This window comes from Nocardioides sp. Root140 (assembly GCF_001426745.1).
Classification (GTDB): Bacteria; Actinomycetota; Actinomycetes; order Propionibacteriales; family Nocardioidaceae; genus Nocardioides.
Window position 1 is genome coordinate 43,432 of sequence record NZ_LMFI01000016.1, and the last position, 15,308, is coordinate 58,739.

The window sequence follows — 15,308 nt, forward strand, 5'->3', positions numbered from 1 at the left end:
ACCGGTCGGCGTACGACGGGTCGCCGCGGTTCGCCTGCCGGGGTTCCATGGGGCCATGAAGACAGAGACGAAAGTGATGAACAGCGTCGACGAGCTCCGTGCCCTGGAGGGGCAGGTGCTCGGCACCACGGAGTGGTTCGAGGTCACGCGGGAGCGCATCCAGGGCTTCGCCGACGCCACCGAGGACTGGGAGCGGATCCACGTCGACCCCCAGCGGGGCGCCGAGTCACCGTTCGGCACGAACATCGCGCACGGGCTCTACACACTCTCGCTCGGGCCGAAGTTCCAGTACGAGATCTTCGAGATGAACGGCCACTCGCTGGCCCTCAACTACGGCTACGAGAAGGTCCGTTTCACCTCTCCGGTCAAGCTCGGGTCCCGAGTGCGGATGACCCAGGAGCTGCTCGCGGTGGAGCCTCTCGAGGGCGGGTCGAAGTTCCGCACGCTCCAGACGTTCGAGATCGAGGGGCAGGAGAAGCCGGTCTGCGTCGCCGAGTCCGTCTTCGCCTACTTCGACTGACCTGATTCGCCACCAGATTCGCCAGACCCGAGGAGCAAGAGATGCGCGCAGTAGTCGTCGAGACCCTGGACGGGCCCCAGTCCGCCGTGGTTCGTGAGGTCCCGGCACCCGAGGGCGCCCACCGGCGGGCCGACGGACGGCGGGTGCTGGTGGAGGTCCACGCGGTGGGCCTCTCCTTCATCGATCCGTTGCAGACCCGCGGGAAGTACCAGGCCGGCGTCGAGGCGCCGTACGTCTGCGGCTCGGAGCTGTCCGGGCTGGTGCTCGAGGCGCCCGAGGACTCGTGGGTGAAGCCCGGCGACCGGGTCGCCGGGATCGTGTGGCAGGGCGCGATGGCCGAGCAGGCGCTGGCGATCGACGACTTCCTGGTGCGACTGCCCGACGGGATGTCCTACGAGGAGGGCGCCGGCATCTACATGAACTACGCGACCGCCTGGTACGCCCTGGATCGCGCCGGCGCGAAGGCCGGCGAGACCGTGCTGGTCACCGGCGCTGCCGGTGGCGTGGGCACCTGCGTCCTGGACCTGTGCCGGATCGCCGGCATCGACTCCGTCGGCCTGGTCTCCAGTGACACCAAGGCCGCGACCGCCAAGGCCGCCGGCGCCACGCACGTCGTCCGCACGGACGAGGGTTGGCTGGAGGAGGTCCGCGAGCTCACCGGCGGTGGCGTCCAGGTGTTCGTCGACATGGTCGGCGGCGACGGCTTCCTCGATGTCGTCCGGTCGCTGAGGATCGGCGGCCGCGGCGTGATCGTCGGGTTCGCCGGCGGGTCGATCCCGTCGCTCAAGATGAACCGTCTGCTGCTGCGCAACCTGACCGTCACCGGCATCACGATGGACGTGATGGAGACCGAGCACCCCGGCACCCTGGACCGCGTGCGCCTGGGCGTCCAGGAGCTGCTCGACGCCGGCCAGCTCACCCCCGAGATCGGCGCGAGCTATCCGATGGAGAAGGCGTCCGATGCCTTGGCCGCACTGGAGGACCGCACCGCCGTCGGCAAGGTCGTCGTCACCATCCCCTGACCCGGCACTCTCGGTGGTCGAGTAGCGAGCCGGTTCTTTCGGTGGTCGAGTAGCGAGCCGGTTCTTTCGGTGGTCGAGTAGCGAGCCGGTTCTTTCGGTGGTCGAGTAGCGAGCGCCAGCGAGCGTATCGAGACCCAGCCAGCACGACGGTCTCGATACGCCGACTCGTTCCTCGCCGGCTACTCGACCAGCGAGGAACTGCGTCGGTTCCGTTGGTCGAGGACCCGATGTCCGGCGTCCAGTACTTCGCCGAGGTGCCGGGCCGCCACCTCGAGCTTCGGGTCCGGGCTCTCCCGCTTGCGCTCGCGCTTCCAGATCACCGCGATCGTGGAGGCGGTCTTGTAGTGACAGACCCCCAGGAACCAGTCGAGCTCTGATGTCGCCGCCCTGACCTCCTCCTCGGAGGCGCCGAGCTCGCGTCGCGCGGCGGCGTACACGTCGATCAGCTCCTGCTGCGAGGGCATCTGCGAGCCCGCGGCCCGATCGGCCTGCGACCGGTGCTCGTGGAAGACCTGGGCGGGCTCGACGTGCATGAGCAACCAGGCCAGGTCGGAGCGTGGGTCGCCGACGGACCAGATCTCCCAGTCGATGACGGCTTCGAGTCCGGAGTCGGTGAACAGCATGTTCGCCACCCGGTAGTCGCCGTGGAGAAGCCGCGGATCGATGCCCTCCGGCGTACGTTCGGCCAACCTGGCGTGGAGCTTCTCGTGGCCGGCACCGATGTCGGGGTCCACGGTCGCGAAGAGTCGCTGCCACCTGTCCAGCTCCTCAGTGACCGGCGAGACCGGCTCGTCACCCACACCCAGTGCCTGCGGCGAAACACTCTGCATCCGGGCCAGGGCGCGGGCCGCGACCCGCATCCTCTCCGCAGCCACCTCGGGCAAGGGCGGGGTGTCCGACACGTCGAGCATCGGCTCGTAGGAGTCGCCCGGCAGCAGCTCCATCGCGAACAACGGGGGTACGCCGGGCGGGTCGCCGCCGTCCTCGAAGAGCACGCCGGGCACGGGGAAGCCGGCCAGGCCGTCCAGCTGCTGCAGGACCCGCGCCTGACGCAGCACGTCACGGTTGCGAACCGGTGCCAAGTCGGGAGGTGCCACCTTGAGCACGATCGGTCGCACGCAGTTCTCGTCGAGGAGTTCGGAGGCGTAGGTCAGGCTCGAGACCCCGCCTTCGAGCTGACGAAGACCGCGCACGGTGGCCGTCGTCGACGTACGCCGGGCGGCGCGCGTCGCACGCTGGATGAGGTCATCGGGGTCGAGTTCTCGCACACCCTCACTGTGCGCAGCGCCAAGGCCTCCGGCAACAGGCACACCAGCTCCGGATGGAGGTGCCCACACCAGCCCGGCCCGCGGGCGTCGTGGCGGACGGCCGGATCGGCGTACAACGGGAGCATGCTCCCCCAGACATCACAGGAAATCGCCGCGTCCACCTGGTCGGACCGGTTCCGCCTCGACGGCAAGGTGGCCGTCGTCACCGGCGCCTCCAGCGGCCTCGGAGTAGCGATCGCCCAGGGCCTTGCCGCGGCCGGGGCCGACGTCGCCATCGGTGCACGACGGGTCGAGATGCTCGAGGAGACCCGCGCACTGGTGGAAGAACTGGGCCGGCGCTGTGTCGCGGTCGAGACCGACGTGACCAAGGTCGACGACTGCAACCGCCTGGTCGAGGCCGCCGTCGAACAGCTCGGTGGCTGCGACGTGCTGGTCAACAACGCCGGCATCGGCGGGGAGTACCACGCCGCAACCGAGGACCCGCCGGACCACTTCCGCCATGTCGTCGACGTGAACCTGATGGGCTCCTACTGGATGGCGCAGGCGGCCGGGCGCGTGATGCCCGCGGGCAGCGCCGTGGTGAACCTCTCCAGCGTGATGGCCGTGACCACCGCCAAGATGCCGGCCGCCGGCTACAGCGCGGCCAAGGCCGGCGTCCTCGGCATGACCCGGGACCTCGCTGCACAATGGGGAGAGAAGGGCATCCGGGTCAACGCGATCCTGCCCGGTGTCTTCCTCACCGAGGCGACGGCCGACTACAGCCCCAACTACCAGGCCAAGATCATCAAGGCACGAGTCCCGGGCGGACGCCTGGGCGATCCTGTCGAGATCGCCAGTACGGCGGTCTTCCTGGCCAGCCCGGCGTCGTCGTACATCACCGGCGTCGGCGTGCCGGTGGACGGCGGCGTGCTGCTCTTCTGACCCGCAGAGACGCGTTCAGGGGAACTCGACGACGACCTTGCCGCGCGCCTCACGCCGGTCGAGGATGCCCAGCGCCTCAGCGGCCCGGTCGAAGGGCAGTCGGTCTCCGATGAACGGGCGCACCCTGCCGTCCTCGGCCGCTGCCTCGAGGCCGGCCACGAGCTCGGGCGCGTAGCCCGGGAAGCGCTTCTCCCACGGGTCGAGTGCGACGCCGAGGACGCTCAGGTTGCGCAGCAGCAGCCGGTTGACCTTCACCTCTGGGATGGACCCCTCGGCGAAACCCACCACCATCAGCCGACCGCCCACGTCCAGAGCCCGCAACGAGTCGACGAAGCGGTCACCGCCGACCGGGTCGACCACCACCGCCACACCGTGACCGGTCAGCTCGCGGACCCGGGCCGCCCATGGTTCCGTGCTGCGCAACACGTGGTCGGCCCCGCAGGCACGGGCGACCTCTTCCTTGGCATCGCTCGACACCACCGCAATCGACGGTTTCGCCTTGCCCCGCAGGAGATCGAGGGTCGCCGTACCGACACCGCCGGCGGCTCCGTGCACCAGCACGGACTCGCCTTCGGTGAAGCCGGCGCGATGCAGGGTGAACCACGCGGTGGCGTAGTTGAGGAAGAACGCGGCCCCCTCCGCCCAGTCCATGTGGGCGGGAAGGCGGACCGTGTAGCGCGGGATGCCGAGCACCCGCTCCGCCATCGCGCCCCACACACTGAGCCCGGCCACCCGGTCGCCCGGACGGAACCGTGAGGACTCCGGCGCCTCGAGGACGACGCCGGCGTACTCGCCGCCAGTGACGTAGGGCGTCTCGGTACCGTGCTGGTAGAGCCCCTTGCTCTGCAGGACGTCGGGGAAGTTGACGCCAGCGGCGCGTACGTCGACCAGCAGGCGCTCGCCCTCGGCCCACGGGTGTGCCCCGGTCGGCTCGGGTACGTCGTCACGCAGCATGGCGGCGTCCGGTCCGGTGGTGGCGGGGATGACGACGCCGCGCATCAGCAGGCGGCTCCGGGGCGGGCGACCAGTGCTCGTCGCGTCATGCGGTGTTCTCCGTCTGTGTCTTCTTGAGGGCGGGAGCGTGCCGCTCCTCGAAGGGCGGGATCGCGGGGTGGCCCTCCAGTCGGAGGACCAGCAGCGCCGTCTGCGCGCTGAGCTGGTGGTTGGCATCGGCGGCGACCTCGAGGCCGGTGAGGTCGTGCACCTTCGCCAGGCGCAGCCGCACGGTGTTCTCGTGGATGCCGAGACGGGCCGCGGACTCCCGGACGCTCCGCCCGGTGTCGAAGAAGCACTGGAGGGTGCGGAGCAGGTCGGCGGTGCCCGGGGCTCCGGTCAGGAGGGCTCCGAGCACGTCGTGCACGTAGCGCCGGACGGCGCCGACGTCGCTGTTGGCCACGAAGAGGCGGGCGGGCCCGAGGTCGTCGACGGCGATCACCCGCTCACCCGACGTGGCGAAGCGGTCGACGCAGAGGACGACCTCGCGGGTCTCCCGGTAGGCGCGCTGGAAGGCGCCGGCCCGGGTCACGCCGGAGAGTCCGACGATCGCGTCGGGCTCGCCGAGCTCGGCCATCAGGAGCCGCATGACGCCCTTGACCTCGTGCACGAAGGCAACGTGCGCCGACGCCTCGGGCGCCTCGATGAGCAGGATCGTGCCCTCGCGGCCACGGCTGGCGAGCACCTCGACGCCGAGTCGTGCCGCGACCCGGTCGGAGATCATCTCCTCGTCGCGCGGCTCCGTCCCGATCCCCTCGGCGATGTAGACCAGAACCCGGTCGGCGTCGGCCTGCACGCCGAGGTACTCCGCCGCGTCAGCGAGGTCGTCCTCGCGCGTCGAACCGCGCACCAGCTGCCGGGCCAGGGCCGAGCGGGCATTCCAGGAGGCGCGGGCGACCCGGCGCTGGACGACGTACTCGCTGGCGAGGTGGAAGGCAGCCCGCTTGGCGAGGAGCTGGTCGTTGTGCCCGAGCCGGCCGGACACCTCTGCCACGACGAGCCACGCGAAGAGGCAGCCGTCCCGTGCCACCGGCACCATCAGGTGGCGCCGGGCGATGCCACGGGCCGGCTCCGCGGACACCAACAGGGGCTCGGGCGAGGAGAGATCCGTCGGGCCGTTGCGGGCCAGGAGCAGGTCGAGCTCGGGCGGCCGGAAGTCGGAGCCGCGCACCCGCGCGGAGCGGGCGACCACACGGCGGCGAGTGTCCATCAGCCAGATGGGGTTGGCGGTGAGCTCCGCGACGGTGTGCACCAGCGCTGCGATGCCTCCACCGGCTGCCGCCACCGCACTGAGCTTGAGCTCGACCGCGTGTCGGCGCTGCAGCTCCTCGTGTCGGCGCAGCAGGTCCGAGGGCTCGGGCAGCTGGTGCGCGGCGGTCATGACAGCTTCTTCGCGATGTCCGCGCGCAGCACGTGCTTCTGGATCTTCCCGGTCGCGGTCATCGGCATCGCCTGCACGATCTCGAGCCGCTCGGGCAGCTTCTGCGTGGCGACCTTGTGGTCCTTCAGGTGACCGACGACGTCGTCGAGGGTGATCTCGCCGTCGGGGTCGGCCGGGACGACGTACACGCAGACCTTCTCGCCGAGTCGTTCGTCGGGCATCCCGACCACGGCCACGTTGGCGATCTGGGGGTGGGCGAGGAGGTGGTCCTCGAGCTCGCGGGCACTGATGTTCATGCCGCCACGGATCACGATGTCCTTGAGTCGGCCGGTCACCCGCACGAAGCCGTCGGCGTCCATCCTGCCAAGGTCCCCGGAGCGGGAGAAGCCGTCGGACGTGAAGAGCGCCGCCGTCTCCTCGTCGTTGCGGAAGTACTCGATCATGTGACTGGGGCCCTTGTAGGCGATGTCCCCCTCGTCGCCCCGCGGGACCTCGTTGCCAGCGACGTCGACGACGTGGATGGCAGCACCCTCGAGGGCCGAGCCGTCGGAGGTCGCCGACCTCTCGGCGGGGTCATGGACGGTGCACATCGTGGTGAGGAAGTTCTCGGACCGGCCGTAGAGGCTCAGGGTCTGGCATCCGGCGAAGAGGGCGCCGGCCTTCTCGACCACGGAACCGGGGATCGGCGAACCCGCGCACACCCAGCGGCGCAGGCTGCTGGCGTCGTGCTTGTCGGCGTCGTAGGCGCCCATCAGCATCTGCAGGAACGGGGTGGCGGTGACCGCCGTGGTGCAGCCGTGCTGCTCAATCAGGCGCAGCGCCTCCACCGGGTCCCAGGCCTCCATGAGGCAGGACTGGGCTCCCGCCAGCAGGGGCAGGACGACGCTGGTGACCAACCCGGTGCTGTGAGTGATCGGCGACGGCCCGAACTGCACGTCGTCGGCGCTGTAGTCGAGGCTCTTCGCGATCGCCGCGGCGCTGGCCCGCAGCGTGTTGAAGGTGTGGAAGCAGCCCTTGGGGCGCGACGTCGTACCCGAGGTGTAGACGATCAGGAATCCGTCGTCGGGGTTGCTGTCGGGGCCGATCTCTGCCTCGAGGGCGTCGAGGTCACCGTCGGCGACCAGGCCGTCGAGGGGGGAGCCGAGCGCGGGGGCCAGGTCGGCGTCCGCCCGGGCGATGTACGTCGCACGCAGGTCGGGGCATTCCTTGGCCAGCTCGGCGAACATCTCGGCGTGATTGAAGCCGCGCACCTCGCCGCAGGTGATCGCGACAGCAGCGCCCGAGTGCTGCAGCACGTAGCCGACCTCGTCGTCGCGGTAGATCGGCATGATCGGCACGACGATCGCGCCGATCCGGGAGAGTGCCGCGGCGACGACCGCGAACTCCGTCCAGTTCGGCAGCTGGACGCCGACCCGCTCGCCCTTCCGTACGCCGGCGCGGTGCAGGCCGGCGGCCAGGCGGAGGGCCCGCTCGCCGAACTCGCGGAACGTGAAGGAGCTGGTGCTGTCGAACACGAACGTGGAGTCGGGGCGCTCCTCGACCTGCTGTGCGACCAACGCGTTGAAGCTCGTCCGCTGCCAGAAGCCCGCTTCGTAGTAGGACGCGATCTCTTCATCCGTGTACCGATCGTGGACGTTCTTCAGGGCAGCCATGACGTGTTCCTCTTTCGGGCCGGGGTGAGGTGACGATCACTCATGTCGCAGATTAGAATGGTCTGACCCTTTATGCAAGGCTTTCGTCAGTTTCGAGCATCGCCGTACGGAACTCCTCGATCTCCTCCGCGTTGATTCCGTGCGCGAGCAGCCACGCGACTGCTCCGCCCTCGGCATCGAGCCAGGCCAGGAAGCCGCGCATGTTCTCGGCTCTCGGCCGCTGGCCCTCCAGCCCGTCCTGGCCGAGCATCTCGGCGTAGAAGTCGATCCCGCCCAGGCGCTGCATGACCGGCTCCAGGCCGGCCTCGGTCAGCACGTAGTCGGCCACGACCTGTTCCGCGTCGACGCCGAGCACGGACAGGACGAGCGCCGCGACAGCGCCCGTGCGGTCCTTGCCGGCGGCGCAGTGGAAGAGCACCGGATGCGCACCGACGTCCATCACGCGGCGTACGGCCAGCACCACGGTCTCGGGCCGGTGCGTGAGGTAGGCGTGGTACTTCGCGTGCCAGGACGACGCGCCCCCTGCGGAGAGCGGAATGCGGTGATGTTCCACGCCGTGGTCGGCCCACGACACCAGCTCGAGGTCGGCCTCCGCACGACGGCGCAGGTCAACGACCGACCGCAGCCCGAGCGCACGCACTCCTTCACCGCCGGCGACGTCGGCGAAGCCCGGGTAGTCGCTGCGGAAGATACGGCCCCGCCGCACCTTCCGGCCGTCGGCGGCGACCAGCCCGCCCAGGTCCCGCACGTTGTGCGAACCCTCCACCGATCGGATGCGGTCCACGGGCAGTGACTCGGAAGCACTCATGCCCGCATGCTCGACGGCCCGGGACAGCCGCCACAACCGTCGGCTTCCGGGCCGGTGTCGGTCGCCACAGCGGCACGGCTCATCAGGCCTCGAGGCGACCCCGACACAGAAGATTCCGGGAGAGTCCCAGTCAGCGGCGGGATTGCGTCATGATCGGTTCCACCTATTACGCTCACTGGAGCCGTCTAGACCTATCGGCTCACTCGACTATGGGACTGCCTACATGCCTGACGTGTTCACCACCGCCGCGCTCGCGGTCCTCTTCGTCTCCTTCGGAGTGGGCATCGTCGTCGGCCTGACCGGCATGGGCGGCGGCGCCCTGATGACACCCGCCCTGATCTTCCTGGGCATCAACCCGACTGCTGCGGTCGCCAACGACCTGGTCAGCGCGTCGGTGACCAAGTCCGTCGGTGCCGGAGTGCACTGGCGCCACGGGAGCCCGAACCTCAAGCTCGCGGCCTACCTCATCATCGGGTCGGTGCCGTTCGCCTTCGCCGGGGCGTTCATCATCGACCACTTCGGCGCGGCCCACGAGCAGGAGGAGTTCGTCAAGACCGCGATCGGCTGCGCACTGCTCTTCACCGCGGCGACGTACACCTTCCGGATGTACATCCAGCTGCGCCAGGTCACCAGTGGCAACGAGGCTCCGTCCGAGCAGATCGAGATCAAGCCGGTCCCGACACTGCTGGTCGGCATGTTCGGCGGCCTGCTGGTCGGCATCACCTCGGTCGGCTCCGGTTCCCTGATCATGGTGGCGCTGCTGCTGCTCTACCCGACGCTGAGCGCGGTGAAGCTGGTCGGCACCGACCTGGTGCAGGCGGTCCCGCTGGTGCTGGCCGCGGCGATCGGCCACGTGCTGGTCTCCGGGGTCGACTGGGAGATCCTGATCCCGCTGCTGATCGGCGGCATCCCCGGCACCTTCCTCGGCGCCCGCATCGCCCACTGGGTCAGCCAGTCGGTGATCCGGCGCGGCATCGTGATCGTGCTGAGCCTGACCGGGCTCAAGCTGCTCGGCGTCTCTCCGGAGCTGGTCGGCATCATCGGTGCCGCCCTCCTTCTGCTCGGTCCGCTGGCCTGGGGCTTCGTGCGCCAGACCCGCGGACTGCCGGCGTTCGACAACAACTCCGGCGCCTGGCGTGTGCCGGACACCACAGCCCAAACCACCACCAAGCCCACAAACCGCGACTGAAAGAGACTCGCGCGCAGCAGACCGATACGATGACGGCTGCTGTTCCAAGAGGAGAGGTCCCAAACAAATGGCAGAGCCGGTCAAGGCCGCGACTCACGCCGACTACCAGCTGAGTCAGCTCGACCAGCTGGAGGCGGAGTCCATCCACATCTTCCGGGAGGTGGCGTCGGAGTTCGAGAAGCCGGTGCTGATGTTCTCCGGGGGCAAGGACTCGATCGTCATGCTCCGCCTGGCGGAGAAGGCGTTCTACCCCGCGAAGATCCCGTTCCCGATGCTTCAGGTCGACACGGGGTTCGACTTCCCCGAGGTGCTGGCCACCCGTGACAACTGGGTGAACCGCCTGGGTGTGCGCATGGTGGTCGCCAGCGTCGACGACGCGATCAAGAACGGCGTCATCGTCGACGACGGCAAGACCAGCCGCAACCGCATGCAGATCGGCACCCTGCTCAACGCCATCGAGGAGGAGGGCTTCACTGCCGCCTTCGGTGGTGGCCGCCGTGACGAGGAGAAGGCCCGCGCCAAGGAGCGCGTCTACTCCCACCGTGACGAGTTCGGCCAGTGGGACCCCAAGATGCAGCGCCCCGAGCTGTGGAGCCTCTACAACGGCCGCATCCACGAGGGCGAGCACATGCGGATCTTCCCGCTGTCCAACTGGACCGAGCTCGACATCTGGCACTACATCGACCGCGAGCAGATCGAGATCCCGTCGATCTACTTCTCGCACCAGCGCCAGGTCATCGAGCGCGACGGCATGCTGCTCTCCGCGAGCGACGCCGTACAGCCGAAGGGCAACGAGACGATCGTCGAGAAGACGGTCCGCTTCCGCACCGTCGGCGACATGACGCTGACCGGTTGCGTGGAGTCCCCCGCGGCGACGACCGCCGAGATCATCGACGAGATCGCCATCGCCCGGGTCACCGAGCGTGGCGCCACCCGTGGTGACGACCGCTTCTCCGAGGCAGCCATGGAAGACCGCAAGAAGGAAGGTTACTTCTGATGGCCGAGCAGACCACCAGTCACGCGATCAACCCCGACATGGACCTGCTGAGGTTCGCCACCGCCGGTTCGGTCGACGACGGCAAGTCGACCCTGATCGGTCGCCTGCTGCTGGACTCGAAGTCGATCTTCGAGGACCAGCTCGAGGCGGTGGAGTCCACCAGCCAGTCCAAGGGCTACGACTACACCGACCTGGCGCTGCTGACCGACGGACTGCGTTCCGAGCGCGAGCAGGGCATCACCATCGATGTCGCCTACCGCTACTTCGCGACGCCGAACCGCAAGTTCATCATCGCCGACACCCCCGGCCACGTGCAGTACACCCGCAACATGGTCACCGGTGCCTCCACCGCCGACCTGGGCCTGGTGCTGGTCGATGCCCGTCAGGGCCTCACCGAGCAGTCGCGCCGCCACGCGGTGATCCTCTCCCTGCTGCGGGTGCCGCACCTCGTGCTCGCGGTGAACAAGATGGACCTGGTCGACTTCGACGAGGAGATCTACGAGAAGATCCACAAGGAGTTCACCTCCTTCGCGACCAAGCTGAACATCCCCGACCTGGAGATCATCCCGATCTCGGCGTTGCAGGGCGACAACGTGGTGACCCGCTCCGAGAAGATGCCGTGGTACTCCGGTCCCACGCTCATGCACCACCTCGAGCACGTCCACGTCGCCTCCGACCGCGACCTGGTCGACGTCCGCTTCCCCGTGCAGTACGTCGTACGCCCCAAGTCCGACGACTTCCACGACTACCGCGGGTACGCCGGCATGGTCGCCGGCGGCGTGCTGAAGAAGGGCGACGAGGTCGTCGTGCTCCCCTCGGGGATGACCTCGAAGATCGCGGCCATCGACCTCTTCGACACCGAGATCGACCAGGCCTTCCCGCCGATGTCGGTCACCGTGCGCCTCGAGGACGACGTCGACGTCTCACGCGGCGACATGATCGCCCGGGTCAACAACGCACCCAAGCCCTCCCAGGACATCGACGCGATGGTCTGCTGGATGACCAACGAGCCCCTGCGCCCCCGCCAGAAGCTCGCCATCAAGCACACCACCCGCACCGGCCGCGCCATGGTCAAGGACGTCCAGTACCGCCTCGACGTCAACACCCTGCACCGCGACCAGGACACCAAGGAGCTCGGACTCAACGAGATCGGCCGCGTCCAGCTGCGCACCACCGTGCCACTGCTGTGCGACCCCTACTCCAAGAACCGCGCCACCGGCTCGTTCATCCTCATCGACGAGGCCACCGGCGTCACCGTCGGCGCCGGCATGATCAACAACGCCAGCTGAAATCGCTGGTTGCGGTTCGCCGCGACCCGCGCTGGTTGAGGAGGTCGCTCTGCGACCGTCTCGAAACCAAGGCACCAGAGACCCGCTCGCCCCGTGAGGGACGAGCGGGTCTCTGCTTTCCACCGACCCGTCGCCAGTTCCGATCGACCCGTCGCCAGTTCGGGCTGCGCCGAGTGGACCGTGCAACATGCAGTTCGGCCTTCTCGTCGTACGACGCACGCTCACCGGCGTACGGCGCGTCGCGAACTGCATGTTCAACGGTCCGCTTCGACGGCCTGGTTGCCTCAGCGCGTGAGCCTCGGCAGCAACGCCCGGGCCGACCGCGCCCGGAACGCTCCCGACCAGACCCCGGCGCCGTAGGCCAGGTCGTCGAGGCGCCGCGCCACCAGAAAGTTCACGGGGTCCAGGTCGGGTCGGGTACGCCGCCACTCGTGGGCCGCATCCGCGACAGCGGCCACCGCGACGACACGACGGACCCGCGACGACACCAGTGCCGCGGGAAGCACGACGGGCCACCAGTGACGCAGGGCCAGCGCGCCGACCTGCTGGAGCGAGGACGACGCCCCGTCGTACGACAGTCGGGCGGCGAGCTGCGTGGTGGCCGGCCAAGCGATGCCCTGCCCGGTCGTGGGGCGGCACCGCTGCACGAGGCGGCCGGCGGCGAGCGCCCAGACGGCTCCGGCGACGGGCAGGCTCCAGCGGCGTTGGGCGACCACGGCCGCGGCGAACGCCACCGTCCATGGGGTGAAGACCGCGGGCGCTACGGCGGGTCCGTGGCGCTCGGCCAAGGGCGCCGCGCTCGTGCCGTAGACCGCCTTGCGGACCAGCCAGGAACGGGGAGAGACCCGGTGCTCGTGCTGCACCGAGACCCCCGGCTCGTAGCGGACCCGGTGGCCCGACGAGGCGAGCCGCCAGACCAGGTCGACGTCCTCCCCGACCCGCATCTCCTCGGAGAATCCGTCACAGGCCGCCAGCGCAGTCCGTCGTACGACGACACACGCGCTGGGCAGCCATGCCACTCGGCTCATCGGTCGCACCAGCGCGGGGTCCGGGCCACGGTCGAGGGACGACATCGCCGCCTCGTAGCGATCCAGCACGTCGACCGTGCCGCGCGATCGAGCCGTCTCGGACTGCAGTCCCAGGATCCGCGGCGCGACCAACGCCAACCCGGGATCGGCGAAGTGGCGCAGCAGCACGTCGAACGTCCCGGGATCGGGCACCACATCGGAGTCGACGAACGCGACGTACGGCGTACGGCTCGCCGCGAACCCACGGTTCCGCGCGGCAGCCGGGCCCACGTTCACCGACAACGCCACGACCTCGGCGCCGTGCTTCTTCGCCGTGGCTGCCACCAGGTCGGGCCGCTTCGAGGCGTCGTCCACCACCAGGACGTGTACGTCGCGGGGCAGGGCGCCGAGCAGGCGGTCGAGCTGTCGGGGGCGATCGCGCACCGGCACCACGACCGACAGCTCGTCCAGGGAAGGAGTGGGCAGCGTCGCCGCGACCGGGTCCATCATGCCCGCGTCGAGGAGCCGCTCAGCCAGTACGGCGGTCACGGACGACACTGCGAGCTCATCCCCGTCGAGCAAGGTCACCGCCTTCGCGGACAACCGCATCAGTCGACCGGGGCTGCCACCGACCAGGACGCGTCCGCCGTCGTACTGCCGGACGTGGGGGTTCATCCGCAATCGTGCGCCCTCGGGGAGAAGCGGCGGGCGCGGCACTCGCTGCGGCGCGGCCAAGGTCGGCGGCACCGGGCTCACCCCGAGAATCCGCCGTCGGCGGCGACCACCGAGCCGTTGAGCACACCGCCGGCCGGTGAACAGCAGAACGCGATCGTCGCGGCCATCTCCGCCGGCTCGATGGTCCGCTTGATCAGCTGGGACTCGGCGAGCTCTGCCGGGTCGGTGAGCCCGTAGATGCCTGCGGTGGCGGCCAGCATCGCGGTGTCGGTGGAGCCGGGCGAGACCGCGACCGCGGTGACGCCGGTGCCGACCAGGTCGGCAGCCAACCCGCGGATGATCCCGAGTGCCGCGTGCTTCGACGCGTTGTAGGCGGCCAGGTGGAACAGCCCACGGCTCCCGGCGGCGGAGACGACGGCGACGAACCGGCAGTCCGACGGGTCGGGCTGGGCCAGCAGCACCGGCACGCAGGCGGCGGCGGTGTGCCACACGCCGAGTGCGTTGACGCTCCACTGGGTCTGAAGGTCTTCGACCGGCGTCTCCCACAGCGGCGCGCCGCCGGCGATGACACCGGCGGCCGCGACCACTGCGTCGAGGCGGCCGAAGCGATCCACCCCGGCCGCGACCGCCTGCCGCACGGAGGCCTCGTCGGCGACGTCGGCCTCGATCGCCTCGACACGCGCGGGGTCGAGTCGGGCGACGGCGGCGAGGTCCTCACGCGTCGCCAAGGGGTAGGACAGCCCGCTGTCGGCGCCGCGGCAGGAGTCGATCGCGATCACCCGGTGGCCGGTGTCGAGCAGCTCCGCCACAGTGGCCGCGCCGATCCCCCGGGCGGCGCCGGTGACCAGGACGACTCGTTCGGTGCCGGTCACGGCCGGCTCCCCGCGACCAGGCAGCCGCGTTCGTCAACCGCACCCGAGGCCAGGCGTCGGAGTGCCTTCTCGACGATCTGCTCGAGCAGCCGCTCCCCCTCCGCCGCAGTGGCAGTGGTCGGGTCACCCAGGACGCCGTTCGCACTCACCCCGATCACGCCCTGAGCCATCAGCGTGGGGAGTACGTCGGCCAACGCGCGTGTGTCACCGACCTCGGCGGCACCCATGTCGACGGCGGCGGGATCAAGGTGCAGCATGATCGAAGTCTCGACGTGGCCGGCGTGCAGATCAACCTCCTCGGTGGCACACGGCAGCCACCGCACGTTGTGCCCCTCCGTGCGCATCCGGGCGACGGCGGCAGTCAATGCGGTGAGGTTTCCCCCATGGGCGTTGACGAACGTGACCTCTCCAGCCCAGTCGCGCATCGACCGGACCAGCTCGACCAACATGAGCTCCAGGGCCTCGTTGCCGATCGACATGAGGCCGGGAAAGCCCTTGTGCTCGCCCGATGCGCCGAAAGCGATCGGTGGCGCGACGTACGCCGTACCACCGATGCGTGCGGCCAGCCGGTCGGTGACGGCGACTGCGATCGCCGTGTCCGTGCCCATGCCCAGGTGCGGCCCGTGCTGCTCGGTCGACCCGATCGGCACCAGCACATGGCAGTCGGCGGCCAGGGTCGGCCAGTGCGCCCGGGCCAGCGGAGTCATGAGCGGG

At 69.7% G+C, this 15,308-nt stretch carries 14 protein-coding genes; 6 read left to right on the plus strand and 8 right to left on the minus strand.

The annotated features are described in order from the left end of the window. Nucleotides 1–55: 55 nt before the first annotated feature. Together ASD30_RS24190 and ASD30_RS24195 are read left to right on the plus strand one after the other, a co-directional pair. Nucleotides 56–520 carry a MaoC family dehydratase gene (locus ASD30_RS24190; RefSeq protein WP_056688379.1) on the plus strand — a complete coding sequence of 155 codons (465 nt, stop codon included), beginning with the start codon at nt 56–58 and terminating at the stop codon, nt 518–520. A 41-nt stretch (nt 521–561) separates the two neighbouring features. Continuing rightward, on the plus strand, nt 562–1,542 hold the full coding sequence (locus ASD30_RS24195) for an NADPH:quinone oxidoreductase family protein (RefSeq protein ID WP_056688380.1): 981 nt from the start codon (nt 562–564) through the stop codon (nt 1,540–1,542). 179 nt (nt 1,543–1,721) lie between these two features. On the opposite strand, the gene ASD30_RS24200 is transcribed toward ASD30_RS24195, so the two are convergent. Next, nucleotides 1,722–2,810, minus strand: a complete 1,089-nt coding sequence (locus ASD30_RS24200; protein ID WP_056688383.1) for a phosphotransferase family protein — start codon at nt 2,808–2,810, stop codon at nt 1,722–1,724. A 123-nt stretch (nt 2,811–2,933) separates the two neighbouring features. On the opposite strand from ASD30_RS24200, the gene ASD30_RS24205 reads away from it, so the two are divergent. After that, nucleotides 2,934–3,731, plus strand: a complete 798-nt coding sequence (locus ASD30_RS24205; RefSeq protein WP_056688388.1) for an SDR family NAD(P)-dependent oxidoreductase — start codon at nt 2,934–2,936, stop codon at nt 3,729–3,731. Nucleotides 3,732–3,746: 15 nt separating this feature from the next. Here the strand turns inward: ASD30_RS24205 and ASD30_RS24210 are convergent, their stop codons facing one another. The 4 genes from ASD30_RS24210 to ASD30_RS24225 all read right to left on the minus strand — a co-directional run bounded on the left by ASD30_RS24210 (nt 3,747) and on the right by ASD30_RS24225 (nt 8,565). Continuing rightward, entirely contained in the window at nt 3,747–4,730 is a 984-nt protein-coding gene (locus tag ASD30_RS24210; protein ID WP_056688391.1) for an NADPH:quinone oxidoreductase family protein, read from the minus strand. A gap of 40 nt (nt 4,731–4,770) precedes the next feature. After that, the gene (locus tag ASD30_RS24215; RefSeq protein WP_056688396.1) at nt 4,771–6,105 is read right to left on the minus strand and encodes a PucR family transcriptional regulator; all 1,335 of its coding nucleotides are present in this window, start codon (nt 6,103–6,105) and stop codon (nt 4,771–4,773) included. Continuing rightward, a complete protein-coding gene (locus ASD30_RS24220) occupies nt 6,102–7,757 on the minus strand; it encodes an AMP-binding protein (RefSeq protein ID WP_056688399.1) in 1,656 nt (551 codons plus the stop codon). The genes ASD30_RS24215 and ASD30_RS24220 overlap by 4 nt, the downstream gene beginning before the upstream one ends. Nucleotides 7,758–7,827: 70 nt before the next feature. Beyond that, complete coding sequence (locus ASD30_RS24225) at nt 7,828–8,565, minus strand: tyrosine-protein phosphatase (protein ID WP_057295007.1); 738 nt, start codon at nt 8,563–8,565, stop codon at nt 7,828–7,830. A gap of 223 nt (nt 8,566–8,788) precedes the next feature. On the opposite strand from ASD30_RS24225, the gene ASD30_RS24230 reads away from it, so the two are divergent. From ASD30_RS24230 to cysN, 3 genes are all read left to right on the plus strand, one after another. After that, nucleotides 8,789–9,754 (plus strand): sulfite exporter TauE/SafE family protein, encoded by a 966-nt coding sequence (locus ASD30_RS24230; RefSeq protein ID WP_056688404.1) that lies wholly within the window; start codon nt 8,789–8,791, stop codon nt 9,752–9,754. Nucleotides 9,755–9,821: 67 nt separating this feature from the next. Further along, entirely contained in the window at nt 9,822–10,751 is a 930-nt protein-coding gene (gene cysD, locus ASD30_RS24235) for a sulfate adenylyltransferase subunit CysD (RefSeq protein WP_056688407.1), read from the plus strand. Then, nucleotides 10,751–12,040, plus strand: a complete 1,290-nt coding sequence (cysN, locus tag ASD30_RS24240) for a sulfate adenylyltransferase subunit CysN (protein ID WP_082564150.1) — start codon at nt 10,751–10,753, stop codon at nt 12,038–12,040. Before cysD ends, cysN begins: the two co-directional genes overlap by 1 nt. Nucleotides 12,041–12,324: 284 nt before the next feature. Here the strand turns inward: cysN and mftF are convergent, their stop codons facing one another. The 3 genes from mftF to mftE all read right to left on the minus strand — a co-directional run bounded on the left by mftF (nt 12,325) and on the right by mftE (nt 15,301). Then, nucleotides 12,325–13,722 (minus strand): mycofactocin biosynthesis glycosyltransferase MftF, encoded by a 1,398-nt coding sequence (gene mftF, locus ASD30_RS24245; protein WP_056688410.1) that lies wholly within the window; start codon nt 13,720–13,722, stop codon nt 12,325–12,327. A 77-nt stretch (nt 13,723–13,799) separates the two neighbouring features. Further along, on the minus strand, nt 13,800–14,594 hold the full coding sequence (locus tag ASD30_RS24250; protein ID WP_056688413.1) for a mycofactocin-coupled SDR family oxidoreductase: 795 nt from the start codon (nt 14,592–14,594) through the stop codon (nt 13,800–13,802). Continuing rightward, nucleotides 14,591–15,301, minus strand: coding sequence for a mycofactocin biosynthesis peptidyl-dipeptidase MftE (gene mftE / locus ASD30_RS24255; protein ID WP_056688416.1), 711 nt, complete (start codon nt 15,299–15,301; stop codon nt 14,591–14,593). The genes ASD30_RS24250 and mftE overlap by 4 nt, the downstream gene beginning before the upstream one ends. Nucleotides 15,302–15,308: the final 7 nt, after the last annotated feature.

What these genes read in the sequence shown, in the direction of transcription:
- ASD30_RS24190 (WP_056688379.1), top strand. Translation starts at nt 56, where the DNA reads ATGAAGACAGAGACGAAAGTGATGAACAGCGTCGACGAGCTCCGTGCC.
- ASD30_RS24195 (WP_056688380.1), top strand. Translation starts at nt 562, where the DNA reads ATGCGCGCAGTAGTCGTCGAGACCCTGGACGGGCCCCAGTCCGCCGTG.
- ASD30_RS24205 (WP_056688388.1), top strand. Translation starts at nt 2,934, where the DNA reads ATGCTCCCCCAGACATCACAGGAAATCGCCGCGTCCACCTGGTCGGAC.
- ASD30_RS24210 (WP_056688391.1), bottom strand. Translation starts at nt 4,730, where the DNA reads ATGCGCGGCGTCGTCATCCCCGCCACCACCGGACCGGACGCCGCCATG.
- ASD30_RS24215 (WP_056688396.1), bottom strand. Translation starts at nt 6,105, where the DNA reads ATGACCGCCGCGCACCAGCTGCCCGAGCCCTCGGACCTGCTGCGCCGA.
- ASD30_RS24220 (WP_056688399.1), bottom strand. Translation starts at nt 7,757, where the DNA reads ATGGCTGCCCTGAAGAACGTCCACGATCGGTACACGGATGAAGAGATC.
- ASD30_RS24225 (WP_057295007.1), bottom strand. Translation starts at nt 8,565, where the DNA reads ATGAGTGCTTCCGAGTCACTGCCCGTGGACCGCATCCGATCGGTGGAG.
- ASD30_RS24230 (WP_056688404.1), top strand. Translation starts at nt 8,789, where the DNA reads ATGCCTGACGTGTTCACCACCGCCGCGCTCGCGGTCCTCTTCGTCTCC.
- cysD (WP_056688407.1), top strand. Translation starts at nt 9,822, where the DNA reads ATGGCAGAGCCGGTCAAGGCCGCGACTCACGCCGACTACCAGCTGAGT.
- cysN (WP_082564150.1), top strand. Translation starts at nt 10,751, where the DNA reads ATGGCCGAGCAGACCACCAGTCACGCGATCAACCCCGACATGGACCTG.
- mftF (WP_056688410.1), bottom strand. Translation starts at nt 13,722, where the DNA reads ATGAACCCCCACGTCCGGCAGTACGACGGCGGACGCGTCCTGGTCGGT.
- mftE (WP_056688416.1), bottom strand. Translation starts at nt 15,301, where the DNA reads ATGACTCCGCTGGCCCGGGCGCACTGGCCGACCCTGGCCGCCGACTGC.